The sequence below is a fragment of the Asticcacaulis sp. P2_B1 genome (assembly GCF_056404915.1).
The window spans coordinates 496,208-520,221 of the sequence record NZ_JBFUDD010000001.1; the positions used below are offsets into that span (position 1 = coordinate 496,208).

The 24,014-nt window shown below is 59.8% G+C and carries 23 protein-coding genes; 4 read left to right on the forward strand and 19 right to left on the reverse strand.

Going from position 1 to position 24,014, the window contains the following annotated elements:
* The first annotated feature begins 91 nt into the window (after positions 1 to 91).
* Together AC1DX3_RS02315 and AC1DX3_RS02320 are read left to right on the forward strand one after the other, a co-directional pair.
* Positions 92 to 703 carry an SOS response-associated peptidase family protein gene (locus AC1DX3_RS02315; protein WP_476987612.1) on the forward strand — a complete coding sequence of 204 codons (612 nt, stop codon included), beginning with the start codon at positions 92 to 94 and terminating at the stop codon, positions 701 to 703.
* A gap of 52 nt (positions 704 to 755) precedes the next feature.
* On the forward strand, positions 756 to 1,256 hold the full coding sequence (locus AC1DX3_RS02320; protein WP_476987613.1) for a hypothetical protein: 501 nt from the start codon (positions 756 to 758) through the stop codon (positions 1,254 to 1,256).
* A 552-nt stretch (positions 1,257 to 1,808) separates the two neighbouring features.
* Here AC1DX3_RS02320 and AC1DX3_RS02325 read toward each other — a convergent pair.
* The 17 genes from AC1DX3_RS02325 to AC1DX3_RS02405 form a co-directional block, all read right to left on the reverse strand.
* Complete coding sequence (locus AC1DX3_RS02325; RefSeq protein ID WP_476987614.1) at positions 1,809 to 2,786, reverse strand: RDD family protein; 978 nt, start codon at positions 2,784 to 2,786, stop codon at positions 1,809 to 1,811.
* Between the two features lie 153 nt (positions 2,787 to 2,939).
* Positions 2,940 to 3,311, reverse strand: coding sequence for a type II toxin-antitoxin system PemK/MazF family toxin (locus AC1DX3_RS02330; RefSeq protein ID WP_476987615.1), 372 nt, complete (start codon positions 3,309 to 3,311; stop codon positions 2,940 to 2,942).
* A complete protein-coding gene (locus AC1DX3_RS02335; RefSeq protein ID WP_476987616.1) occupies positions 3,311 to 3,610 on the reverse strand; it encodes an AbrB/MazE/SpoVT family DNA-binding domain-containing protein in 300 nt (99 codons plus the stop codon). Before AC1DX3_RS02335 ends, AC1DX3_RS02330 begins: the two co-directional genes overlap by 1 nt.
* A gap of 304 nt (positions 3,611 to 3,914) precedes the next feature.
* Positions 3,915 to 5,075, reverse strand: a complete 1,161-nt coding sequence (locus tag AC1DX3_RS02340; RefSeq protein WP_476987617.1) for an alpha/beta hydrolase-fold protein — start codon at positions 5,073 to 5,075, stop codon at positions 3,915 to 3,917.
* Between the two features lie 518 nt (positions 5,076 to 5,593).
* On the reverse strand, positions 5,594 to 6,457 hold the full coding sequence (locus tag AC1DX3_RS02345) for a hypothetical protein (protein ID WP_476987618.1): 864 nt from the start codon (positions 6,455 to 6,457) through the stop codon (positions 5,594 to 5,596).
* Between the two features lie 21 nt (positions 6,458 to 6,478).
* Positions 6,479 to 7,423, reverse strand: a complete 945-nt coding sequence (locus AC1DX3_RS02350; RefSeq protein ID WP_476987619.1) for a VOC family protein — start codon at positions 7,421 to 7,423, stop codon at positions 6,479 to 6,481.
* An 844-nt stretch (positions 7,424 to 8,267) separates the two neighbouring features.
* On the reverse strand, positions 8,268 to 9,746 hold the full coding sequence (locus AC1DX3_RS02355; protein ID WP_476987620.1) for an MDR family MFS transporter: 1,479 nt from the start codon (positions 9,744 to 9,746) through the stop codon (positions 8,268 to 8,270).
* Between the two features lie 126 nt (positions 9,747 to 9,872).
* Complete coding sequence (locus AC1DX3_RS02360; RefSeq protein WP_476987621.1) at positions 9,873 to 11,501, reverse strand: ABC-F family ATP-binding cassette domain-containing protein; 1,629 nt, start codon at positions 11,499 to 11,501, stop codon at positions 9,873 to 9,875.
* 119 nt (positions 11,502 to 11,620) lie between these two features.
* Positions 11,621 to 12,829: a serine hydrolase domain-containing protein gene (locus AC1DX3_RS02365; RefSeq protein WP_476987622.1), complete on the reverse strand. Its 1,209-nt coding sequence runs from the start codon at positions 12,827 to 12,829 to the stop codon at positions 11,621 to 11,623.
* 79 nt (positions 12,830 to 12,908) lie between these two features.
* Complete coding sequence (locus AC1DX3_RS02370; protein WP_476987623.1) at positions 12,909 to 13,766, reverse strand: ankyrin repeat domain-containing protein; 858 nt, start codon at positions 13,764 to 13,766, stop codon at positions 12,909 to 12,911.
* Between the two features lie 67 nt (positions 13,767 to 13,833).
* Complete coding sequence (locus AC1DX3_RS02375) at positions 13,834 to 14,199, reverse strand: arsenate reductase (protein ID WP_476987624.1); 366 nt, start codon at positions 14,197 to 14,199, stop codon at positions 13,834 to 13,836.
* 54 nt (positions 14,200 to 14,253) lie between these two features.
* Positions 14,254 to 14,673 carry a response regulator gene (locus AC1DX3_RS02380; RefSeq protein WP_476987625.1) on the reverse strand — a complete coding sequence of 140 codons (420 nt, stop codon included), beginning with the start codon at positions 14,671 to 14,673 and terminating at the stop codon, positions 14,254 to 14,256.
* Between the two features lie 120 nt (positions 14,674 to 14,793).
* The gene (locus tag AC1DX3_RS02385; protein ID WP_476987626.1) at positions 14,794 to 15,933 is read right to left on the reverse strand and encodes a sensor histidine kinase; all 1,140 of its coding nucleotides are present in this window, start codon (positions 15,931 to 15,933) and stop codon (positions 14,794 to 14,796) included.
* Between the two features lie 146 nt (positions 15,934 to 16,079).
* Positions 16,080 to 16,319, reverse strand: coding sequence for a hypothetical protein (locus AC1DX3_RS02390; RefSeq protein ID WP_476987627.1), 240 nt, complete (start codon positions 16,317 to 16,319; stop codon positions 16,080 to 16,082).
* Between the two features lie 51 nt (positions 16,320 to 16,370).
* Positions 16,371 to 17,492 (reverse strand): glycoside hydrolase family 130 protein, encoded by a 1,122-nt coding sequence (locus AC1DX3_RS02395; RefSeq protein WP_476987628.1) that lies wholly within the window; start codon positions 17,490 to 17,492, stop codon positions 16,371 to 16,373.
* Positions 17,493 to 17,766: 274 nt separating this feature from the next.
* A complete protein-coding gene (locus AC1DX3_RS02400) occupies positions 17,767 to 18,183 on the reverse strand; it encodes a CBS domain-containing protein (protein WP_476987629.1) in 417 nt (138 codons plus the stop codon).
* A gap of 254 nt (positions 18,184 to 18,437) precedes the next feature.
* Positions 18,438 to 19,289 (reverse strand): glycosyltransferase family 2 protein, encoded by an 852-nt coding sequence (locus tag AC1DX3_RS02405; protein WP_476987630.1) that lies wholly within the window; start codon positions 19,287 to 19,289, stop codon positions 18,438 to 18,440.
* A gap of 235 nt (positions 19,290 to 19,524) precedes the next feature.
* Between AC1DX3_RS02405 and AC1DX3_RS02410 the strand changes: the two genes are divergently transcribed.
* Together AC1DX3_RS02410 and AC1DX3_RS02415 are read left to right on the forward strand one after the other, a co-directional pair.
* Positions 19,525 to 20,481 carry a hypothetical protein gene (locus AC1DX3_RS02410; protein ID WP_476987631.1) on the forward strand — a complete coding sequence of 319 codons (957 nt, stop codon included), beginning with the start codon at positions 19,525 to 19,527 and terminating at the stop codon, positions 20,479 to 20,481.
* A gap of 64 nt (positions 20,482 to 20,545) precedes the next feature.
* A complete protein-coding gene (locus tag AC1DX3_RS02415) occupies positions 20,546 to 20,977 on the forward strand; it encodes a nuclear transport factor 2 family protein (protein WP_476987632.1) in 432 nt (143 codons plus the stop codon).
* A 13-nt stretch (positions 20,978 to 20,990) separates the two neighbouring features.
* Here the strand turns inward: AC1DX3_RS02415 and guaA are convergent, their stop codons facing one another.
* Both guaA and AC1DX3_RS02425 read right to left on the reverse strand, forming a co-directional pair.
* The gene (gene guaA / locus AC1DX3_RS02420; RefSeq protein WP_476987633.1) at positions 20,991 to 22,532 is read right to left on the reverse strand and encodes a glutamine-hydrolyzing GMP synthase; all 1,542 of its coding nucleotides are present in this window, start codon (positions 22,530 to 22,532) and stop codon (positions 20,991 to 20,993) included.
* Between the two features lie 159 nt (positions 22,533 to 22,691).
* Positions 22,692 to 24,011, reverse strand: a complete 1,320-nt coding sequence (locus AC1DX3_RS02425) for an RsmB/NOP family class I SAM-dependent RNA methyltransferase (protein WP_476987634.1) — start codon at positions 24,009 to 24,011, stop codon at positions 22,692 to 22,694.
* Positions 24,012 to 24,014 lie beyond the last annotated feature (3 nt).

Consider the following 24,014-nt stretch of genomic DNA (forward strand, 5'->3'; position numbering starts at 1 on the left):
CCTGGGCTCCGCCCCCATTGCCGTCTCTGCCATGTTGGTGCAAGCTGCCCCCTCGCCCCGCCTTCCTATCGCCCATGGAGAGGAACCGGCCATGTGCAACGACTACGAACAACACATCGCCTACGCCCAATATTGCCAGCTCATGCAAGAGCTCGAATGGCAGATACCGACCCAGCAATCGGCGCTCGATCTCAGGCAGGCCGATGATATCCGCATCGGTGACACAGGCTCCGTCATACGCGTCGCCGGCAATTCGGTCGAGCTTGCCCCCATGAAGTTCGGCTTCCCCAACCCCGGAAAAGGCCCGATCTTCAACTTCGTCTCGGAGCGCCGCGACTTCACCAATACCGCACGGTGCGTTATCCCGGCGTCGGCCTTCTTCGAATTTACCGGCAAGAAATCCCCCAAGGCCAAGCACCGGTTCACGCTTAACGACGAACCGTTCATGGGCATAGCCGGCCTGTGGCGCCCCGGCGATGGCAACCAGCCCGACAGTTTTACCATGCTGACGACAGCGCCCGGGCCCGACGTCGCGCCCGTTCACGACCGTCAGATCGTTGTCCTGCGCCCCCGTCAGTTCGGCGACTGGCTCTATTTGACCAAGCCCCAGACCGAGACATTGCGGCACCTGCCCGCCGGCTCTCTCACCGTCAAGACCGTCCGGGCAGGCGTCGATAAAGAGGATAATTTGTTTATCGCTTGACTCCCGCGTTAACGTGAACAAAATGGGAACATCATAGATTATGAGGCCTCCCATGAGCTATCCGCTTGACGATATGGATTGGTTCATCACGTTCGAAGTGACGTGCCGAAAGTGCGGTGTCACCCGGTTTTACAAGGTCCGGGAGCTGTTGAACCTGCGTTACCGCAATCTCTATTACCACGATCTGCAATTCGTCCTGACCTGCGCCCGAGGCTGCGGCGGCTCGCAAAAAGTCGCACTTCCCGGCGGAGAGGCGCCACCCCAGGCGCCCATGGACCTTCGGCTCGACTATGCTTTCGAGCGCGCGCGCCGCGCTAGGCTTCTCGATCAGAGACTGGCCTTCCATCCCATGGTCTATCTCGAACTGCCGCCGTTCGCGAATTCCCACTTCGAGCTCAAAAACAACCGGAATGGCGTCATCGACCAGGACACCTTGCCGGTTCGGGAGCTCCGGGGCCTGGCTATCTATGTCAGTGACCGCATCCCCGGCGGCCAGCTGATGGGCCGCCGCCCTGACGCTCCGCTCGGCTCGTCGGTCGCCATCAATATATGAAACGCCAGACGTGTTGTCCCCTGCGACACGTGCATGGGTGAATCGGCACGTTTATGGACCGGCTTTGCAGCGGCCGTCAGTCCTTGAACAGCAGCGGCGCCAATTCTCTCAGGCTGCGCCGCCACGGCGAGAATCGAGTGACAGGAGCACTATCCCCACACATTTCCGACAAGGACTGATCCTAGCCTCCGCCTCACGCCTTTCTTCCTAGGGCAGCGAGCCCGGCGCTAGGCTCTCACCCAGTTACACCACGTCCGGGGACACGACCTTATATTCCCCTGCCCCCCTTCCATATTCCGRCATGTTGCCTGGAAACAGTGCGCAACTCGCTGAATAGAAGCAAGACACCCCACCAAAATGCAAGAGCGCATCGATCCCCCCTCCCCGCGCAAGTGCGCAAGGAGACATAAGAAAAACCAACTCCGCTGCGATGTATGAATACGATAGCCGCAAAGCGGTACCGCATGAGAAATCAATGATTTAGAGCGCACCGCTAACCGCAATTAGGGCGATTCCGGGGCGAAACGATTTCACGATTCCGACCGGAGGCCTTCATTTATCAAGACAGTTGACATCCGGGTCGGTGCAGCTGGTGGAAAATTGGTTGCTTTGGAAGTTGTTGTAGCTGGCAAATCCCAAATCGAAACCCTGGACGATCTTCACCGTCAGGTGCTGATCAGGCGCAAAGGTATAGGATTTGACCGTCGCGGCGCCGATCCTGGCCAATTCGCGATTGACGTCGGCAGGCCATTTACGAACCCTGGCCGTCACGACCAGGGTGCGGACGGTGTTATTCGGTCGACCCGTAGCGAAATAGGTTGTCGTGTTATCCGTAGCGTCTGTTTCAGCTACTTCGGGCAAGGCGTTTACAGCATCGACAACCTTTTGCGCAGCTGATGTTGCTGCGGTCGCCTTGGGCATCCAGGCAGATAAAATCGACGGCCCGGCGACGGCCAGCCCGGGGGCCGCCAGGATAAGAAGCGCCGCCACAACAACGTGCGCGGGACGCTTCGGAGCTTCAAACGACTCGACATCATCCCGGACGACAATCGACCCGGATATCAAGTCGTGAACCATCCGGCGCGTGGGCAGGTTAAACAGCAACAGGTAGATCTGCGCCAGGGTGACACCGAAGACGGCGGTTATCGCCGCGACACCTATGACAGTGGCAAGCATGGTGTCCTTCGTTTGGAAATACCAGCCATTGAGCATCCACGGCGCGACCAGTACAACGGCTCTGAGAAGGGCGGCCAACAGACCCAGCGGCCGACCGTTCATCCGGGCGACCTTTAGGCCACAGATACGCATGCCGACCGAGCGACCACCGCCCAAGCCACTGGCTGTAACGCCGAAATACAGAATACCGAGCGTGAGCCCGACCACTCGGCCATTTGTCCCCCAGGCCGAGACGTAATCCATGGCCAGCCATCCGATAGCGTAACAGACGGCGCCCAGCACTATGCTGTCGATGATCCAGGCAAACACGCGACGCCAAAAGCCTGACCAGATTGCCGCTTTGTCATTTGCCATGATAGTGCCCCCATTTTCCCGCGGGTAATCTATACCTGCCGGCCACCGCCGACAAGGGTGGCGCCCGAGATACTGAAAGCGCTTTGGGACGACTCTAGCCTGCAACGTGACATTGGACAGGTCGACATTTACCGACGCGTCGCACTTTTTTACCTATTCGTCATCGCCCATAAAAATCGGCGCAATTCTATCCAGAACCTCTTCGACAATATAGGCCGGCAGGTGCTCCACGTAGGATACCTTGCGTTCGGCCGATTTAAAATCAACCGCCCTTATTTGCATGAGATCGATCACACCCGTCGTCTTCGTCCCGGCACCGGATAGCGACACCTGGAAGCCGACATTACGGGCCAGATTGGCTGTGGTGCTGATCGGCGCCACGTAAATGAGATTTGTCATCCGGTTATAGGCGTCGGGCGATATGACGATGGCAAAATGCTCATACTTCATTTCCTGGCCGGCGGCCGGCGAAAAATTTAAATGCCATATGTCCCCCCGCCTGGGGTGCTTCGCACCAGGCGGCATCAGATTTCATTCCCTGTCGGACGCATTTGCTCCCATGCTCCGTGTTCGGCACTTAGATCCACCTGGTCCGGCAATTCGGCCAGCAATTCCGTCAAAGAATATTTTCGCCGCCCTTTGGCGACGGGAATAATGACCTGCTCGCCGGTTTTGGTATAAGCGATCTTCGCTACGGAGCCGTCAGTGACGTGCAAGGCCGCTGCATTGGCGCTTGGCCAAATGACCGACAACGAGCCGCCGGTTTTGCGGAACTTGATTTCGGTAATCGGCCGGCTCTCATCCAGTTCAAATGCGCGGCTCATGGTTGGGCACCTCCGGTTTAACAATGTTCAACATAATCGAAGTTAAACAATTATTCAACCACAGAAACGACGCCATGACAAAGGGCCGCCCCTTGCGGAGCGGCCCTTCCATTGTCTTGCAATGCACGTGGACAGCTTAAGCGCGCTGGCCCCCTGCGATGAAGGCCGTGCTCACTCGATTTGCCGCATGCGGCTTCTGGCGAGGCGAGCGATGGAGCGACCGACGGACGTTCGAGACTGGGAGAATAGCACTCGTACTGCCTCCTCCATTCCCTCCCGGCAGATTGGGTTTTTGCAGCGGCCGTCAGTCCTTGAACAGCAGCGGCGCCATTTCTCTCAGGCTGCGCCGCCACGACAGGAACTCGTGCGCCGTGTTCGGCGAGACATAGAAGACGCTATTGAAGCCGGAAGCCTTCAGCGCCTCGGCATTCTTGCGCGGGTCCTGCGGCGGTGCGCCGGGAGGCCCCATGCGTGGGCCTTCCAGCTCCCGGCTGCCGAAGCTGACGAAAGCCAGCTTGACCTTGTCGCGGAAGCCCGGCGTCTTGGCGACGTCATCGACCGAGATCGTTCCGCCGCTCAACAGGCCGATATAGGCAAACTTGTCCAAGTTGGCGAAGGTGATCAGCTTGGTTTCAAAGCCGCCCATCGAAAGGCCGGCCATGGCGCGGTGGGGTTGATCGGACAATGTGCGGAAATGGCCGTCGATATAGGGGATCAGTTCATCGATCATGACCGTCTGGAACGGCTTGATGTCGAAGCTGAACAAGCCGCCGGGCTTCACGTCGTTGGTCATGCCGTAGGTCATGACGATGATGAAGGGCTTGGCCTTGCCGGCCGCGATCAGATTGTCCATGATCAGGTTGGCGCGGCCCTGGTTCGACCAGGCGTTTTCGTCTTCGCCCCAGCCATGTTGCAAGTAGAGCACCGGATAGCGCACGCCGGGATTTTCATCATAGCCTGGCGGTGTGTAGACCAGGGCGCGGCGCTGCGTGCCGGTGCTGGGCGAGGCGAACAGGACCTGTTCGACGCGGCCGTGCGGGACGTCCTTCAGCGCGTAAAAATCCGCGTCGGCCGCCGGTATTTCGATGCCGCTTTCCCACCGCGTCGAGCCGTAGAAATTCAAGGTCCCCGGGTCGTTAAAGGTGCCGCCGTCGACGGTCAAATGGTAGTAGTGAAAGCCTTGGTCGAGCGGACCTTCGGAGGTGCCCGTCCACGTACCGTCCGGGCCCTTGACCAGCGTGGTGCCGCCGCGCCCGCCCAGGCCGAGGCTGACCTTGACAGCCTGCGCGTCGGGAGCGGTGATGCGGAAACGGGCGTAGCCTTGCGAATTGACCTGCGGGTAGTCTTGCCCCGGCTGATTCAGCTCGGACGGCTTGAAATCCTCCGCGATCGGGGCGGCGGTTTGCGCCGTCGCGGAGCCGGCGATCATGATGGCAGCCAAGGCCGCGGTGACGACGCGTTTCATTTGACATCTCCCAGGTGAGGTCGCCATTTGTTTTGTGGCACGGCGCTTCTATTAGTCAGACTAATTGCAGAAAACCCGGAAGATCGCAACAGCTCCCTGTGCGTTTGCCCGTGCGTGGCGGCATGACAAAGGGCCGCCCCTTGCGGAACGGCCCTTCCATTGTCTTGCAATGCACGTGGACAGCTTAAGCGCGCCGGCCCCCTGCGATGAAGGCCGTGCTCACTCGATTTGCCGCATGCGGCATTTGACAATGAGACATCAGACCACCTCCTTTCGCTTGTTGAACGTTGAATTAAATATAATCCAAAAACGCGGAGGTTCAATCGCCCGGAGGGTGGGAAAATGGAATTTTTCGGTTCGCGGTTCGCGTTAATGGCCGGCTGGCGCGCCAGGCACAGGCGCGGGCGGCGACGACGGCCAGTCGAAAACCATCGTGGGCCGGGACGTGTGGGGGTTTGTGGTCCTACCTAAACCGTTCACACTCGCGCCAAATATGTGACTCTGACCTTTTACTGACGTTATTTAAGCTCGCCGGCGGCATTGAGGAGAACCACATCGGACAGGACGGCTGAATCAGCCGTTTCAGGCACGTGTGAACAAAAGCCAATGCCGACATAGAAGGCCCCTTCCAGATGGAGCGTGATCGGGGGACCGAACTGGTGCATCGGTTCGCCTTCAAGGCTGACAAAAAGCGAAAAGGAGTCGCCGCGCTTTTCGATGCCGATGCGCCTGGCGTTGACGGGAACGAGACTGTCGGGATTGGCGCCGCCGGGGCGGCCCCGACCGCCGATGCGATATTCCATGTCCTTGACGCGAACACCCTTTTCGGGGCGTTGCGCCAGATGGATCATGCCGCCACCATGCAAGGCGACAATGGCTTCTTTCGCGTCGTCATCCAGGCTCTGGCGAATGATCAAGACGGCCTTGCGATCCTCGTAACCCGCGTTTGGGAAGGCGATGTCGGCAGCCAGGGACACGTCGCCCGACATCTGCTTCCACAGATAATGGAACTCGTCGCGCGTATACCAGATATTGTAGCCGGCCGAAGTGATCGCATAGGCCTTCGATACCGGATCATAGCTGGCGCTTCCCGCCACCATGGGGTTTCCGACGTCGGACTGGCCGTCAAAAATGCCAATCGGCTTCATGTCCGTCGTCGTGGGCTGATGAAAATCGCTGGGGGGCRCCACCTGTACATGCGTGGCCGAGCCAGGTTGGGCCCAGGCCGGCGCCTTTTCGGGCGTTGCGGCTGGCGGTGGGTCGCCGGCACGGACGCTGGTAGCGAGGACGCAGACAGCCACAGCGAGCGCGCAGGTTACGGCATCGATGGGCACGGCACCGATGGCTTGGCGCAGCGCCCGCCCTGTACGGCGATTATTCATCAGCATGTCCTCCTCGATGGCCTACTTGTCTGGGTCAGCCGCTGTGAAGGGCGAACAGCAGGGCTTGCCGATCGCATGGAGTTCCATGATTTCCGCGCGTGTACCGTCCGGATCGAACAGGTTGATCTGCCATTTGGCGTCACGCCCGATCTTCGGGAGTTCGTTCTGGCCGGTGAGCCGGTCACCATTCCACAGGGTCGTATAGGCCGCCTCGGCATTGGGCACGCCCAGTGAGAAATGGTTCAGGATCCCGGCGGTCGCCTGACTCATCGTCGCCGGAATGCCCGTCGTTTCAGGCCCGCTGACGATCATGTATTCCAGCCAATCGTGGCCATCCGGCACCTGCAGCGAGATCCAGGTCGGCGTGTCTTCTTTGAAGCCGCCATACCAATAGGGGCGAAAACCCAGCACGTCTTGAAAGAAGCTGTCTTCAACCGCGCGGTTGTGGATGATAAAACCGACGTGAATGATATGGCTGGACAGCGGATTGACCGGAATCGCAGGCGGATTGGGCGCCGGCTGTTCGAACTCTACCCTGTGGCCTTCGGGGTCGTTGACAGAAAACCAAACGCTGCCGTCGCTGCCCTTTTCGACCTTGGCTGGAACGGTGATTTTCCGTGAGGCCAGGTATTGGCGCAAACCCTCGGCATCGGGGGTGGTAAAGGCCACATGGTCGAGGCGATTGGTACTGGCGGGACCTTCCGGCAACGGCAATATCTCGACGAACTGGAGCGGCGAAAAATAATAGCGTACACCGGCCGGGTTTTCCGGATCGGCACCCTTCACCGCACCGAGATCGTGGGTGTAAAAGGCTTCCGTTTTGGCGGCGTCAGAGGTGTAAAGACTGATATGCGAGACACCCGTCAGCTGTGGACGCTGCAGGTCGGCTGCCTGTGCTGAACCCAACGCTAAAAACGGAGCCGCCAGCACTAGGGCGACCGTGACCAGGCCATTTTTGATCGTCATGCTCACACCCTGTGGATTCTTTATTGTCCGGATGGAGCCTAGCTAACATTCAAACGTCTGAGTTGACGAGTTGAATCTTTGTCAGGACAAAAATGCGATGCCTCTATTAACGCAATCCCAGCTTGCCAGTATCCAGGGAAAAGGCGTTGGCGTCCAAGACCTGGTCGAGGCCTTGCCGCCACTTAAAGACGACACAATATAGGTTGCCCGTTCTTTATCATCTCACCGAAGAAATTACGTAAGCGATTCCACCGCAATCAATTAATATTGCAAATATAATAGCTATTCTTTTAAAATGACCAAATTTTTCCTTGTCAGGAAACATTTGAATTTTAAGATCAAAAATATATTTGTGTCCTAATAAAACGAAAACAAGAACTATAAATATAATATATAGAGGGAAATTTTCATTTAACCGTGAAACCGCGTCTGGCCTAATGACGCTACTTTGAATTAAAGCTTCCATGGATATTGCCCACATTTATTACAAGCGTGAGCATTGATACCGGTACCCCGCTTCCACAAAACAATTAGACTATGTTTGCAGGCAGGGCACCTGATCAATTTGTAGGACAGAAACCTCATGGCGGGAATGCTAATTAGAAGAAACAAACCAACGGCATAAGGCGCAGAAAAGATGTTTGCAGCCAAGTAAATGAGAGTGATAGAGACCGAAATTTCAATACCTATCAATATCAGTGACATAGCGTAGCTCATTCGCGCCATATTACCATCCGTTTTTACTCTTTGCGCCCTGCCCTCGCGTTGGTGCAGGCGACATTTCCGCTATTGTCCTACATAGCGATGCACGCCCGCAGGTGTCAACTCCAGCACGCCGTTCGCGTTAGTGGCCTGCTGGCCCGCCGGGCACGGGAACGTCCGGTTTTTTAATGAAAAACGCAGCGACGACGGCGCCAAGAGAGATAATGGCGCCGCACAGGAAGGCGGCCTTGATGCCTCCGGTCGTCACCGCATGCGGGTCGGCGCCGCCGGCGGCAAGCGCCGCGCTCCGCAGGGTCATGATGGCGACAAACAAGGCCACCCCCGCGGCGCCGGCCACTTGTTGCGTGGCGCCGAGCATGGCGCTGCCGTGCGAATAGAGGTTCGGCGGCAAGGCCCCCAGGCTGACCGTAAAGAGCGGCGTGAACATCATGGCAAGGCCGACGCTTAAGGTCAGGTGGGCCACCAGCAACAGCCAGAAAGGCGTGTCCTGCTGGATGAAGGTCAGCCCCCACAGGGCGACGCTGAGCAGAATAGCGCCCGGGATAACCAATGGTACGGGACCGTGCTTGTCAAACAACCTGCCAATAGTCGGCGCGCATAGCCCCATGACCAGACCGCCCGGCAAAAGCAGAAATCCGGTCTGCAAGGTCGTGAGGCCCAGGACATTCTGCAGATAGATCGGCAGGAGGATAAAGGCGCCGAACATCGACATCATCAGGATGGCCATCATCGCCATGGCGATGGTGAAGCGGCTGTAGGTCAAGGTGCGCATGTCGAGCAAGGCGCGGTTCTCTTTTTGCAGAAATCTCTGCCGAAGGATGAAGATCGCGATGACGGCGGCGCCCAGGAGTAAGGGAATCCACGGCGATATGACGGGCGGATGGATCGCCATGTCCCCCAATCCGCTCAGGCCATAGACGAAGCTTCCGAAGCCGATGGCCGACAGGAAGACCGAGAGGATATCGATCGGCGCCTTGTTCGGAACAGAGACATTTTTGATCCGCACCGCCCCCAGGGCCAGGGCGCCCAAGGCGATCGGCAGCACGAGCAGGAACATCCATCGCCATTCCAGAACCGACAGGATCAGTCCGGAAATGGTCGGCCCCAGCGCCGGGGCGACCGATATGACGATGGAAATATCGCCCATGGTCTTGCCGCGCGATTCCGGCGCGACAAGGGTCATGATCGTCGTCATCAGAAGCGGCATCATGATGGCCGTGCCCGACGCCTGGACAATGCGTCCGATGACAAGGACGGCGAAGCCCGGCGCCAGGGCCGAGATCAGGGTCCCCAGGCAGAACAGCGACATGGCCAGAATAAAGACAGGCCGGGTATTCAATCGCTGTAACAGGAAACCGGTGATGGGGATCACCACGGCCATGGTGAGCATGAAGGCTGTCGACAGCCATTGTGCGGCGCTGGCCGTAATGCCGAGATCTTTCATCAGGTGCGGCAGGGCCACAATCATCAGGGTCTCGTTCAGGATCACCACAAAGGTCGAGATCAACAGCAGGCCGATCACCAGCTTGTTGCGTTCGCCGTGGTCTTCAGCGATCGCGACGGGCTCAGTATCCGATGGCAATTGCATGTCTGTGGTCATGAGATGTCGCGCCGTTCTCGTTCATGTGGGGTCGGCCTTTACCGAGCCTTCGTGCCAAAAGGCGGCAGTTACCGCAAGCTGTCAATCGCAACTTGGTGTGAACACGGTGTGCGTTTTGCCGGCCGGTTAGCCGCCCGGGTGCAGTCCCGGGGCTTCCTGGCCCGTGCGGGCGACATATTCGGTATAGCCGCCGTCGTAGCGATGCACGCCTTCGGGGGTCAGTTCCAGCACGCGATTCGACAGAGCCGCCAGGAAATGGCGATCGTGCGAAACAAAGAGCATGGTGCCTTCGAAATCGGCCAGGGCCGCCACCAGCATTTCCTTGGTGGCCATGTCGAGGTGGTTGGTCGGTTCGTCGAGCACCAGCAGGTTCGGCGGATCGAACAACATCTTGGCCATGACCAGGCGCGCCTTTTCGCCGCCGGACAAGACGCGGCAGGGCTTTTCGACATCGTCGCCCGAGAAGCCGAAACAGCCGGCCAGGGAACGCAGGGCGCCCTGCCCCGCCTGCGGAAAAGCGCCGTCGAGGGATTCGAAAATCGTCTCTTCGCCGTCCAGCAGGTCCATGGAGTGCTGGGCGAAATAGCCCATCTTGACGCTGGCGCCGACGGTCACCGTGCCTGCGTCCGGCTTTGTCGCGCCGGCCGCCATTTTCAGCAGGGTGGATTTGCCGGCACCGTTGGCGCCCAGGACGCACCAGCGCTCCTTACGGCGGACCAGGAAGTCCAGGCCCGCATAGATCGGCTGGCTGCCATAGCCCTTATGGACATTGCGCAGGTTGAGGACGTCGTCGCCCGAACGCGGCGGGGCGCGGAAGTCGAACTGAATCGATTGACGGCGGCGGGGCGGCTCGACGCGCTCGATCTTGTCGAGCTTCTTCACCCGGCTCTGGACCTGGGCGGCATGCGAGGCCCGCGCCTTGAAGCGTTCGATGAACTTGATTTCCTTGGCGAGCATGGCCTGCTGGCGTTCGAACTGCGCCTGGCGCTGTTTTTCGGTGAGCGCCCGCTGCTGCTCGTAAAAATCAAGATCGCCGGAATAGGTGATGAGCGTGCCGCCGTCGATTTCCACCACCTTGCCGATGATGCGGTTCATGAAGGCGCGATCATGCGAGGTCATCAGCAAGGCGCCGTCGTAATTCTTGAGGAAGGCCTCCAGCCAGATCAGGCTTTCGAGATCCAGGTGGTTGGAGGGTTCGTCGAGCAGCATGCCGTCAGGACGCATCAGGAGGATGCGGGCGAGCGCCACGCGCATCTTCCAGCCGCCGGACAGGAGGCCGACATCGCCGTCCATGCGTTCCTGGCTGAAGCTCAGGCCCGCCAGGACTTCGCGGGCCCGGGCTTCCAGTGCGTAGCCGTCCAGTTCTTCGAAGCGGCCCTGGACCTCGCCATAGCGTTCGATGATGGCGTCCATCTCGTCGGCCTGATCGGGATCGACCATGGCCGCTTCCAGCTTGTGCATTTCGGTGGCGAGCGCGCTGACGGGGCCGACGCCGTCCATCACGGCGGCGACGGCGCTTTGGCCCGACATTTCGCCGACATCCTGGCTGAAATAGCCGATGGTCATGCCGGCATCGATGCCGACCTGGCCGTCGTCGGGCTGTTCCTGGCCGGTGATCATGCGGAAAAGCGTGGTCTTGCCGGCGCCGTTCGGGCCGACGAGCCCGACCTTCTCGCCCTTCTGGATGCCCATCGAGGAGTCGATGAACAGGATCTGGTGGCCGTTCTGCTTGCTGATATTGTCGAGGCGGATCATGCGATGCTTACTGACTAAAAACAGGGATGTGGGAGCGTTCGCCTGCGATCTACAGCGACGAGAAGGGTAAGGGAAGAGCGGTTATGAATTTTTGGCTGAGTTCAGGCTATCCAGCGGGCTTAGGTCAATCCAAGCTCGGCGAGGCCAAGGCGGGCGGCTTCGAGGCGGATGGCCTTTTGACCGGCGGAGAACTTGCCCATGCCGGAGCCGTCGCTGTTGTACAGGGCGGCGACGGTCAGGCGCGCGTCGGGGAAGCTGCGCAAATGGCCGGTAAAGCCGTTGATGCGCCCCCCATGCGATATCAGCGGCAAGCCGCCGTTCACGCCCAGAGCCACGCCCAGCCCGTATTCCATCGGCTCGGTGCCGCGATTTTCAAATGCCGGCTGGCCGTCGTGCAACATGACCGGCGTGAACATGGTCCTGACGGTATCGAGCTTGAGCACCTTGCCGGCGATCAGGGCGGCGTGCCAGCGGCAAAGATCGTCGCTGGACGAACGCATGGCGCCGGCACCGCCGCCAAAGCTGGGCGAAATCGGCGGATTGAGGACGAACCCGGTGTCGGTGCGGTAGTCGGGGCTATAGCCGTAACAGGCGCTGGCGACGGTGCACGAGCGATCTATGCCGGTGTGTTCCAGGCCGGCCGGCTTGAACAGCCAGGTATCGAGCGCATCGGCGAAGGCCATGCCCGACACGCGTTCGATAATAATGCCAAGGATAGCGAAGGCGCTGTTGCTGTACATCCAGCGCACGCCCGGCGGAATGCGGAACAAGGGCGCGCGCTTAAGGACGATGTCGAGCAAGGCGTCGGCGCTGTAATCGGTATGTTGGGCGGCGGTCAGGATCGTCTTGTCCTGACCATTTATATAGTCGCCCATGCCCGAGGTATGGCTGAGAAGCTGGCGCAGGGTCACCTTATCGGCGCCGGCGATCGCGGGCATGAATTTCGCCAACGGATCGTCGAGCGACAGCTTGCCCATCTCGGCCAGTTTGAGCGTCGCCGCGGCGGTGAACTGTTTGGTGATGGAGGCGATGCGAAAACCGGTCTGCGGCGTCGCCGGCGTTCCGGAGGCGATGTCGGCCAGACCGAAGCCCTTCGAATAGAGCAGAACACCGCCCAGCATGACGCTGAGGCTGATGCCCGGCGTCAGTTTTTCGGTGATCAGCTTCTGTGCCAAGGCATCGAGCGACGGCCAGGTCTTGAGCGGCGGCGCCGGGGCTTTCGCTTCTGTCTTCGCCGCCGGTGTCCTGGCCGTGCAGCCAGCCAGCGCCCCCAAGGCGCCCAAACCTGCCATCAAACCGGCGCGGCGTGTCATCTGAAGTGTCGTCATACGCTTACTCTTACGCTGAAATCACGGCGAGTTTAGGGTGATTGCAACCGTCTTGAAAGGGTGTCACGAAAATGTCAGGTCACCAATATTGGCCGGTCTTGAGGCACTTTTGCCAGCGGTTCTGTGACCTTGTCCGGCAGGACATGTCGCTGCACAAGGCGACATCCGCCTGATATTTTTGCGCGCATTCCGTCTTCAGCTTGCTGTTTCCGGTGACGGGGGCTTTTTTTGCCGGTCCCAACAAGGCCTTCATATCGGGGGATGTCGCATAGGCTGCCGGATTATTGCCGAACTTGTCAGGCGCCGAAATGTCCGCCTTGTGATCCAGCAAGATTCGCGCGATGGCGACACGGTCGCGTTCCGCGGCTGTATGCAGCAGGGTTGACCCGTTGTCGTCCGGGGAATTCACCTCGACACAATCGTCGAGAAGCTCGGCAAGTTGCTCCGGGTGATTGTACCACACATCGTCACGCGCCGTCAGGCGTGGACGGTTTTGCGGTGTGCGGCCGTCGTGAATGGTCGAGGCGGCCAGTTGCGCGCACAGGCCATTCGGCTTGCCGCCCGGTAACGGCGCTTGAGGTAAGGAGGGCGCCACCATGCGGACGCGTATCGCGGCCTGCACACCAGGATAGGCGCGCCCGACGTCCAAAGCCGTCTTCCCCGTCTTCGTTTTGAGATCGGTTCGCGCGCCATGATCGAGCAATAATTGCACCATGGTCACGTTGCCGTCCTCGGCCGCGACATGAAGCGCCGTCCAGCCGTCGCTATCCTGCATATTGATATCCTGGCCGCCCGCCAGCATCTGCAGGACGTCTCTATCCTTGTGATACGCAACGGCATATCGCCAATTGTCCCAGCTCTCGGCCCAGACGGTGGCTCCGATACCCATCAGGCCGAACGCCACGACAGCGCACACGGCAACGGCCAGCTTCTTCATCGTCCCACTCCCTCGAACCGGCATTATTTGCCTTTTCAATGAGCATGCGACCCATTTCGGCGAACATTCAAGCTTGCGCCGCGATTAAAATACGAACAGCGTTATCGTCAGATCCGTTTTTAAAGCCCGCGAAGCATGTCCTGCCGTCGTCGAAGATCGGACGTTTGATCATCGATGGTTGAGCGATCATCAGCTTGATAGCCTTCGCCTCGTCGAGATCCTGCTTATCGGAATCGGGCAAGGCCTTGAAGGTCGTGCTGGCGCGGTTCAGGACCTTCTCCCAACCCAGTTTCTTGCACCAGGCCTTAAGGTGCCTGGCGTCGATGCCGAGCTTTTTGTAGTCGTGGAAATCGTAGGCGACGTCATTGGCCTTCAGCCAATCCAGGGCCTTTTTTACCGTGTCGCAATTGGGGATACCGTAGACGGTCAGCATGCCGAACTCCAAGTCAGGCGCTGTCTATAGCGCGACTCGATTTGTTGTCGAATCCTATTGCGGGAGCTCGCTGACGCCGCCCCAGAAACTGACTACCTGGTGCAGGGCCTCGGCATATTGCAGCCGGTCGAACGGTTTGACGACATAACCGTTGGCGTAACGGTCGTAACATTCGCGGATGTCGTTCTGGGATTCCGAGCTGGTGAACATCACCACCGGAATGGATCTGAACTCCGGTGAGGACTTGACGACGCCCAGGAACTGTTTGCCATCCATGCGCGGCATATTGATATCGAGCAGGATGAGGTCCGGCGTGACAGCGCCATCATACTGGCCTTCGCGGTTGAGGAATTCCAAAGCCTGGCTGCCATTATTGGTCACCGAAACGCGCACGGCCGTGCTCGCCGAGTTAAGCGCACGCTTCGTCATTTCGACGTCGCCGTGATTGTCTTCGACCAGGAGGATATCGAGCATCTTGCGCACTTGGCTTAGCTTCCCCGCTCTGACGGCGGCTTTTTAAGCTCATGCGCCGCATGGCTCCTCGCAACAGCTCGGGCGGGCGCTTGCCCGCTGCCAATGGCAAATGAGCGAAAATCATTTGCCATTGGCATTATCCGGCAAGGTGAAGGTGAAAACGCTGCCGTGGCCCGGCTGTGAGGTAAAGGTGATATCGCCGCCGCACAGGCGCGCGAATTTCCGGCAGGTCGACAGGCCGATCCCGGTGCCGGGATAGTCTTCTTCGCGATGCAGGCGTTGGAAGATGGTGAAGATGCGATTGGAAAAAGCCGAATCGATGCCGATCCCATTGTCGGCGACGTCGAAGCGCCACATGCCGCGTTCATGGCGGCAGGCGACCCGGATCTCGGGTGTCGCGCTGCCGTCCTGGAATTTCAGGGCATTGCCGATCAGGTTCTGCAGCAGGACTCGTAGCAGGGTCGGGCTGGTCATCAGGACCGGCAAACCCTCGGTGGTGATGCGCGCCTGTTTTTGCTGGATGGTGTCGGCGAATTCGCGCACCACGTCGTCGAACATTTTCTGGCTGTCGACCTCTTCGAACACCAGTTCTTCGCGGCCGACGCGCGAGAAACTGAGGATATCGCGAATCATCTTCTGCATGCGCGCGGCATTTTCGCCGATATAGCGGACATAGTCCTGGGCGCCGGCGTCCAACTGGTCCCTGGCGTCTTCCGCCAGCAGGCCGGCGAAGATGTTCATATTGCGCACCGGCTCCTGCATGTCGTGCGAACAGACATAGGCGAAGCGTTCCAGCTCCTCATTGGACTGACGCAAGGTTGCATTCAATTGCAGGATCTGTTCGCGTTGGCGGTACAGGTCGAGATAGACCTTGACCTTGCTTTTGAGGATATCGGGGTTGATCGGCTTGAAGATATAGTCGACGGCGCCGATGGCCGCGGCTTCTGTGGCGAAGTGGTCTTCCTTGCTGATGGCCGTTACGAAGATGATCGGGACATTCTGCATATTGGGCCGCGTCTTCATCAGCCGCGCCGTCTCGAAACCGTCCATGATCGGCATCTGGACGTCGAGCAGCACCACCGCGAAGTCGTTATCGAGGACCAGGTTGAGCGCCGCTTCGCCGGAATCGACCGTCAGTATCTCCGCCTCGAGCGGCTTCAGCAAAGCCTTGGTCGCCAGCAGGTTTTGCCAGCGGTCGTCGACGATCAATATCTTCGGGCGCGCGCCTGCCCCTTGCGCGAACTCTGTGCGGTCTGTCACTATGGCGCTCACAATGGCACTCGCGTCACGAACATCGTCGACTCCGGAAATTGACCCGGACTTAACCTAAGTCCTCGGATTCAAGGCGAGAAATCACTTTTTGGTTTATTGTCGTCCTCATAAGAGACGTACATTACAACCGTTAATCAGTCTTCTACATCCGTTTCCGGACGATCGTCACCACCGGCCAGTTCTTCGTGCCAGACGCCGGACGAATCTTCCCAGGAAATGCCGGCCGCGGCGCCCGGTTGCTGCTGCTCGCGCGCCACGGCTATGGCGGCGGCCCTGGCGGCATCGTGGCTGGCGAAGGCTTCGGAAAAGGTGCCGTTGGCGGTATAGGCCCAACCGCCTTCGTGTTCGACGATCTTGTAGACGACCTTGGTCATGCGGACTCCTTTTCGGGTTTCAAACGAGGTAGCACAAGCTTAGGGGCTTCGCTATGCCGGTTTAAACACGTTCTTTGGGATATGGGTGATGCGGCAGGCGAGATCCGCCTCCCCCGACGCCACGACATAATGATCGCCCGCTTCGACGATGCCGGTGGTGAAGACGACGTCGCGAAGATACATCTGGTGCTCGATCGGCCGCGTCAGTTCGGGACTGGCCTCCAACAGGGGTAAGGGAGACGACGCGATCACGCGGCTGGGGTCATCCTTGTCCATCAGCGACCAATAGGTGCGGTAGATACCGACGATTTCCTTGGGTTCGACGCCGTGCCACAGGCTGAGCCAACCGTCTTCGGTCAGGATCGGCGGTGTGCCTCCCCCCATGCGCGCCGTCGCCAGCGTGCCCGAATGCGGCCGGATGCCGGGTTTGCGATGGGGTTTCCAATAATGGCCGTCTTTCGAGGTCGCCAGGTTGATCGATGGGCCGGCGCGCCATTCGCTTCCCGGCGGGTAGGCGAAATAGAGATCGCCGAGCGGCCGGGTCTGGGCCCAATATTCGCCGCCGACCTGGCCTTCGAAGATCAGCATGTCCTTGTTCTGGTGGTCGAGCACGATATCCTCGAACGTCCAGTCAAGCCCGTTGGTCGAGCTATAGAGTGTGGTCGAATGGCGCTCCGGACTGACCGAACAGGTGGTCATCAGCCAACGGTCGGGCAGTTTGCTGACGCGAGCGTCTTCCAGACCGTAGCACTGGAAGCTGTCGTGGGGCGCCACGGCCTTGTCATAGTGCATGGTGACGACGTCGAGGCCGTCGGAGGACATTTCGACCGGCAAGAGCCACGACAGTGAGGTCAGGGCCATGATCTTCCAGCCCCCGCCCCTGAGCATGAATTTGCGCGGGTCGGCGGTGTCGACAAGGTCGAGCGGCCAGGCGTCGAGGACATAGCGGCCGTCCTGCCAGCGAATGGCGTGCACATTGCTGCCGACAATGGGCGTGCGCAGGGCCTCGGCAACCCGGACCATCATCAGCAAATTACCGTTGGGCAACTTTGTCAGGCCGGGGTTGAAGGCGCCCAGGACATAGGTCTCGGCATTCAGGTGTCCGGCCAGTGGCGAGCGCGACAGATCGATGTCGTCCGGGGTCAAGACGAGGCGGTCGATATCGTAGGTCATGGCGGGCCTCGTGGATTGTGATTCATCAACACTAGTATCGTGAATTCGAAGTTCGCCTCATTTTGATATCAGGCGCATAGCGAACTTCGAATTCAAAAACGATACTAGAATCAATAAATTGCTAGTGTCCTGTTGAATCTGAAATTCGCCCGAGGCCGATATAGACATCATGCGAATTTCAGATTCAGGACACTAGGCCAAGGAAACTAAGTTTTTGACAGGCGACCGCCTCCGGAAAATAAGAAGCCGGAAAAGGCCGCCCGCGGCATGTCCGTCACGCCATCTGAACGACGCCGACCTCGATCCGCCCGGTGAGACGATCGTCCTTGCAGATGCGGGCGATGTCACCCAGGGACAGAACGCCCACCATGCGTTTGTCGCGGTTCAGCACGACCAGGCGCCGGATCTGGTTGCCTTCCATCAGGGCCGCGGCACTATCGATATCGTCGTCGTCGTAGCAATAGATGATGTCCTCGGACAAAGCCCGGCTCACCGGCGTGTCGAGGTCATGGCCTTCGGCAAGGCCGCGAATGACGAGGTCTCGATCGGTAACGGCGCCCTGGAGCCGGTCGTTTTCACCGACGGGTAGGTAGCCGAAGTCGCCGTCGCGCATCAGCCTGGCGGCCTGCTCGAAGGTGGTATCGGGGGAAACGACGGTGAATTCCGTCGACATAACGTTTTTGACTTGCATGATCCGGTCTCCTGTAAAGTACGTCTTGGCCGCAGCCATGAGGCGTGCCGACACGCTTTATCGGCACGTCAGGGAACGTGGTACGGCCACGACGGCGGAGAATCAGACCTCTTCTGGCTGACTTTTCCGGCTGACTTTTTGGCGAATCTTCGGGCACCGGAGCGTGGCCGGGCGCGTGGCGGACTATATGAGCCTAGCCGCAAGATTATCATGCGCTTGAACCGGTGCCGGCGTAAATATGCCATAAGGACCGGTCATCCGGCCAATTCATCGCGCGCGGGGCTAGGCAACGAGATTTCTTCCGTCGCCACTACAGCTGTTTTTATGGATAGTTTTGGCGGGGCCTTGATAATCAGCCTCAGCATGGCCCAGTTCTGCCCGACTACCCGCCACGGCGACAGAACGCGGAAGACGTCGGCCACCATGGTGACTTCGGCCAGCATGCCCCGCCATTGCCCAAGTTTCTGCGACTTGCGAATATTGAACACGCCGCGCCAGTCGACCACGGCAATCGACAGTCTTTCCCGCGTGATCAGGCTGTTGATAAAGGCTTCGCCGCCCCAGCGCGGCAGGCGCGCCATCACGTTGGCAAAGCGTTTGACCAGACGCGCCGGGATCACCCGTTCGCCGGAGACGAAATCGAGACCGATAAAACGATAAATCGCCAGGCTGTTGCGGCGCAGGCTGATGCTGACCTGGGCCCAGCCGTTAAGCACCGGTTCGGCCAGGGCCTGGATATCGGCGGGCGTCACGCCGGCCAGATCGGCGTCGAGCAACATCAGATAATCGCCGGTGGCCGCCGCAATACCCTGGCTGAGGGCATAGGTCTTTCCGCGGTTGGGCATATAGGAAATGATCCGGACACCAGGAAAGGCCCAGTTGCACATGCCGGTATCGTCGGTCGAACCGTCATTGACGACGATAACTTCGGCCAGCACCGGATGGTGTTGGACGGCCGAAAGTATGTTCATGATCTTGTCGGCCTCGTTATAGGCGCAGACGACGCACGAAATCCGCGTCGCCGGCGACGGCGGTTTCGGCTTCTCCGGGGCGGCGCCGTTGTCATCTCGAAAGGCCAGGCGTTTGTCCGTCAGAAACGTGCGCATGTCTCGATCCCATCGATGCTCGCGCCGGGGCACCCGGCGTCGCGAGATGCGGCAGGCGCATGAGGTACAGCCGCCGCTCCGTTAACCCTGGTTACGCCGGGGCCGATAAGAATTCATGATGCTTCGCCGGGCAAATTGTCAGGATTTCATTACTGGCTGCTTTCGCGATCACGGGCTTTTGAGGGCCATGACGCGCGAAACATTGTAGCCTGTCCCCACATCCGGAGGCTAGGCCATGCCTGAAAAGTCCGCATTATCCCTGTTCGAAATCCCGCCGTATCTGGTCATGCCGGCTCTGCGGGCCTGCCGGCTGTTCAACACCCAGCTCGATAAGCTGTTCTATGACACGCCGACCCTGGAAAAAGAGCTGAAGGCGCGCGGCAAGTCGATCAACACCCTCTCCGCCTCTTCCGGGACGGACGATGTCGATCTGGGCGGCATCGCCAATCCCGAAGGTTCACTGCTCCTCGTCAACCCGGCGCGAGAGCCCTATATCCGGTCGTTTCACGACGTGCAGGACTTCCTCGACTGCCCGGACGCCGATGTTCAGACCGTCACTATCGCCACGATCACCGGAGTCGGCAGTTCGGCGCTGGGCAGTGCGGCATTGGCCTGGGACATCGCCTCGGCGCTCGGCCAGCCCGTCCTGGCCATCGTTCCGGGTTATGGCGTCGCTGATGTGGTGCTTCAGGGCATGGGCGGCTGGTTCGGCTTCGGCCTCTACGACTTTTTGAACATCAAACCGGCGGTGCAAATGGCGCTGGCCAGCGTGGCGCCACAAACGGCGAAGCTGGGGCGGCATCTGTCCAGCACCACACCGGATGCGCCCGAACTCCCCAATGGCGGACCTGTCTTCCGCACGGGCAGCGGCTCGTCCGACGTCCTGCACGCCGTATTGCTGGAACGCGCCCTCACCTGTGTTATCGGCCACAGCAAGGGCGCCCTGGCGATCGGCAACGCCCTGCGGTCGCTACCCCCCGAAGACACCGAGGACCTGAAGGTGGTCACGCTGGGCTGCACGATTGCCGAGACGACCGGCAATGCGGTTTATTACCAATATCTCGGCCTGTTCGACGCCCTGGGGCAGATGAATTCCTGGGGTCGCCGGCCCAGCGAATGGATCACCACCGACCACAGCACCAATGTGACATTACCGTTCAGTATGGATGCCGAGGAGTTGGTGCTACGCTAATGGCAGCTGCCTCTACAATAATCCTCGCCCGTCGCACGCTGCTTTCCCGCCAGGAGACTCATCGATGGAAACGAGCGTGAGGAAATTCTTCGAGCGTTACGAGCACCTCTTCAATCGGTCTCTCGCTGGCGACTCGGAAATGGACGAAGTCGCGTCATTGTATGCTTCCGAGTTCATAGCGGCCTCTCCTGCCGGTGTAATGACGGGGAAAAATGGCGATCAACTCAAGCAGGTCATGGCACAAGGCTATGAACGTTACCGTGCCATGGGAACAAGGGATATGCGGATACGCACTATCCGTCTAAGTCCGATTGATGACTGTCATTGCGTTGCCCATGTTGCCTGGACGGCGACCTATGCGCGCAGTGATCAATCGAAGGTCGCGATAGACTTCGATGTCCACTACTTCATCCAGGAACTGAACGGGGAGCCGACGGTTTTCGGCTGGGTTTCGGGTGATGAGCAGGCACTTCTAAGGAAGAACGGTATCATCTGATGAAGTGCGTATCCTACTCCCACTCGATCGTACCCGGCGGCTTGGACGTCACGTCGTAAACCACGCGGTTGACTCCCCTCACCTCATTGACAATGCGGGTGGCGCAGCGGCCGAGGACGGCCCACGGGAATTCGTAGAAATCCGCCGTCATGCCGTCGGACGAGGTCACGGCACGCAGGGCCAGAACGTCTTCATAGGTGCGGGCGTCGCCCATGACGCCGACCGTCTTGACCGGCAAGAGGACCGCGAAGGCCTGCCATATCTCGTTATACAGCCCGGCCTTGCGAATTTCGTCGAGATAGATGGCGTCGGCGTCCTGAAGCGTCTTGACCTTTTCCGGCGTGACGGCGCCCGGGATGCGGATGGCCAGGCCGGGTCCCGGGAACGGATGGCGGCCGACAAAGGCTGCATCGAGGCCCAGTTCGCGGCCAAGGGCGCGGACCTCGTCCTTGAACAGTTCGCGCAACGGTTCGACCAGTTTCAACTTCATATAGTCGGGCAGACCGCCGACATTGTGGTGCGATTTGATGACCGCTGACGGTCCGCCCGACGGCGACACGCTTTCGACGACGTCGGGATAAAGCGTCCCTTGCGCCAGGAAGGCGGCGCCTTCGATCTTGGCGGCTTCGGCGTCGAAGACGTCGATGAACAGCTTGCCGATGGTCTTGCGCTTGGTTTCGGGGTCGGCAATGCCGGCCAGGGCGCTAAGGAACATGTCCTGCGCTTGCACATGGATCAACGGAATATTGTAGTGGTCGCGGAACAGCGAGACGACCTGTTCACCCTCGCCCTTGCGCAACAGGCCGGTGTCGACGAAGACGCAGGTAAGTTGCTCGCCGATGGCTTCGTGGATGAGGACCGCGGCAACCGACGAGTCGACACCGCCGGACAGGCCGCAAATGACCTTGCCGTCGCCGACCTGGGCCTTGATCTTGGCGACCTGTTCGTCGCGGAACGAGGCCATCGACCAGTCGCCCTTGAAGCCGGCGATCTCGAACAGGAAATTGCGGATCATGTCGGTGCCGCGTTTGGTGTGCACGACCTCCGGGTGGAATTGCACGGCGTAGAATTTGCGCGCTTCGTCGGCGATGGCGGCATAGGGCGCGCCTTCGGAGGTGGCGATGACCTCGAAGCCTTCGGGGATGGCGGTGACGCGGTCGCCGTGGCTCATCCACACGGTTTCTTTCGGGTCGAGGCCCTTGAAGATGGGTGAGGACTTGGTGACCTCGATCTCGGCGCGGCCGAACTCGCGGTCGTGGCCGGCTTCGACCTTGCCGCCCAGGAGCTCACACATCAACTGTTCGCCGTAACATATTCCGAACACTGGCAAATTCATCGCGAACAGGCTGGCGTCGATACGCGGCCCTTCGTCGATGACGCTGTGGGGCGAGCCCGACAGGATGACCGCCTTGGGCCGCAGCGAGTCGATCTTGTCTGCCGCCTTGGTGAAGGGATGTATCTCGCAATAGACACCGCATTCGCGGACCCGGCGGGCGATCAGCTGGGTCACCTGGCTGCCGAAATCGATGATCAGGAGGGTTTCGTGGTGGGACATTGCGTGTGCGTCTCTTTCCGAAAAAAGAAGCGGTTATCCACAGATAAGCCAGATAAGCACAGATTTCAGGATAGACGTCGCGCTTCCGCGAAGGTGCCAACGCCCGAGCGCCTTGCGCTCTTATCTGTGCTTATCTGGCTTATCTGTGGATGACCCTTTCTATGAAATGCGTGTGTAGGCGGCGACGAAGAAGCCGTCAGTTTGGGTAGTATGCGGCGTCAGACGCAAGCGGTGGCCCTGGGCCAGTTTGGTGAGACGCGCGGCGTGGTCGAGGTACAGGTGGCCCTGTTCGAGAAGGGTGTGGATCGGCAGGGCATCGAAAAACGGATGCGCCGCCTCAAAAGCATCGGCCGTGGCGGTGTTTTCGTCGTCGAGTACCGAGCAGGTGACATAGACCAGGCGCCCGCCGACCTTGACGCAGGACGCGGCGCGATCGAGAATCTGGGTCTGGATGGTATGCAATTCGGCGACGCGGTCTTCATTCAGGCGGTGGGCGTCTTCCGGGTGGCGGCGCCACGTGCCTGAACCCGAACACGGCGCATCGACCAGGACCAGGTCGGCGCCCTTCAGCAGTTCCAGTTGCGCCGTGTCGTCGGGATCGAAGAAATGGATGAAATGCGCCGTGGCGCCGGCGCGGATCAAACGCGGTTCGATGGCTTTCAGGCGCTTTTCGACGACGTCGCAGGCATAGATTTCGCCATTGCCGTCCATCATCTGGGCTAGGGCGAGCGTCTTGCCGCCGCCGCCGGCGCAGAAATCGACCACCTTTGTCGCACCGGGCAAAATACCGGCGCCGGCGAGGAAGGCGGCGATCTGCGAGCCCTCGTCCTGAATCTCGATCTGGCCGGATTGATAGATGTCGAGCTTGACCAGGTTGGGCGGCGGCTCGGCGCTGAGGCGGATGCCGTATTTGGAGAAAGGCGTCGGTTCGGGCGCCAGGCCGTCGGCCTGCAAGGCCTCGATCATGGCGGCCCGCGTGGTTTTGGCGCCGTTGACACGCAGGTCGATGGGAGCACGCGGCATCATCAGATCGGTGGCTTCGGCGGTCCAGGTCTTGCCGAACTGGGCTTCGAAGCGGGCAACGACGAACTGTGGCAGGCCGGTGGTGACCCACAAAGGCGCCTCACCTGGCTCGGCAACAATGAGTGCTTTTTCCTGGTCGGTCAGAGGCTTGGGGCCATAACCTGCGCCATTGAATAAAGTTTCGATCTCATCCAGCGGCAAGCCGTCGATCAGGGACAAGGACGCCAGGACGAGGGCGCGGCCAGAACCCTTGCCATCCGCCTGCATAGCCCACAACAGCCGTTCGCGGGCTCGCAGGCAGCGATAGACGCGGTCGGCGATGGCGCGGCGGTCTTTCGAGCCGGCATAGCGATGGCTTTGGCCCCACTGCTTCAGCACGGCCTCAGCCGTCGCGCGCGTCCCCGCCAATTGGTCGAGAATGTCGGCGGCAGCTTGGAGTCGGGCAGCGGGAGTCAATCG

Coding starts and splice junctions, on each gene's coding strand:
- AC1DX3_RS02315 (WP_476987612.1), top strand. CDS start 92: ATGTGCAACGACTACGAACAACACATCGCCTACGCCCAATATTGCCAG.
- AC1DX3_RS02320 (WP_476987613.1), top strand. CDS start 756: ATGAGCTATCCGCTTGACGATATGGATTGGTTCATCACGTTCGAAGTG.
- AC1DX3_RS02325 (WP_476987614.1), bottom strand. CDS start 2,786: ATGGCAAATGACAAAGCGGCAATCTGGTCAGGCTTTTGGCGTCGCGTG.
- AC1DX3_RS02330 (WP_476987615.1), bottom strand. CDS start 3,311: ATGCCGCCTGGTGCGAAGCACCCCAGGCGGGGGGACATATGGCATTTA.
- AC1DX3_RS02335 (WP_476987616.1), bottom strand. CDS start 3,610: ATGAGCCGCGCATTTGAACTGGATGAGAGCCGGCCGATTACCGAAATC.
- AC1DX3_RS02340 (WP_476987617.1), bottom strand. CDS start 5,075: ATGAAACGCGTCGTCACCGCGGCCTTGGCTGCCATCATGATCGCCGGC.
- AC1DX3_RS02350 (WP_476987619.1), bottom strand. CDS start 7,423: ATGACGATCAAAAATGGCCTGGTCACGGTCGCCCTAGTGCTGGCGGCT.
- AC1DX3_RS02355 (WP_476987620.1), bottom strand. CDS start 9,746: ATGACCACAGACATGCAATTGCCATCGGATACTGAGCCCGTCGCGATC.
- AC1DX3_RS02360 (WP_476987621.1), bottom strand. CDS start 11,501: ATGATCCGCCTCGACAATATCAGCAAGCAGAACGGCCACCAGATCCTG.
- AC1DX3_RS02365 (WP_476987622.1), bottom strand. CDS start 12,829: ATGACGACACTTCAGATGACACGCCGCGCCGGTTTGATGGCAGGTTTG.
- AC1DX3_RS02370 (WP_476987623.1), bottom strand. CDS start 13,766: ATGAAGAAGCTGGCCGTTGCCGTGTGCGCTGTCGTGGCGTTCGGCCTG.
- AC1DX3_RS02375 (WP_476987624.1), bottom strand. CDS start 14,199: ATGCTGACCGTCTACGGTATCCCCAATTGCGACACGGTAAAAAAGGCC.
- AC1DX3_RS02380 (WP_476987625.1), bottom strand. CDS start 14,673: ATGCTCGATATCCTCCTGGTCGAAGACAATCACGGCGACGTCGAAATG.
- AC1DX3_RS02390 (WP_476987627.1), bottom strand. CDS start 16,319: ATGACCAAGGTCGTCTACAAGATCGTCGAACACGAAGGCGGTTGGGCC.
- AC1DX3_RS02395 (WP_476987628.1), bottom strand. CDS start 17,492: ATGACCTACGATATCGACCGCCTCGTCTTGACCCCGGACGACATCGAT.
- AC1DX3_RS02400 (WP_476987629.1), bottom strand. CDS start 18,183: ATGCAAGTCAAAAACGTTATGTCGACGGAATTCACCGTCGTTTCCCCC.
- AC1DX3_RS02405 (WP_476987630.1), bottom strand. CDS start 19,289: ATGCGCACGTTTCTGACGGACAAACGCCTGGCCTTTCGAGATGACAAC.
- AC1DX3_RS02410 (WP_476987631.1), top strand. CDS start 19,525: ATGCCTGAAAAGTCCGCATTATCCCTGTTCGAAATCCCGCCGTATCTG.
- AC1DX3_RS02415 (WP_476987632.1), top strand. CDS start 20,546: ATGGAAACGAGCGTGAGGAAATTCTTCGAGCGTTACGAGCACCTCTTC.
- guaA (WP_476987633.1), bottom strand. CDS start 22,532: ATGTCCCACCACGAAACCCTCCTGATCATCGATTTCGGCAGCCAGGTG.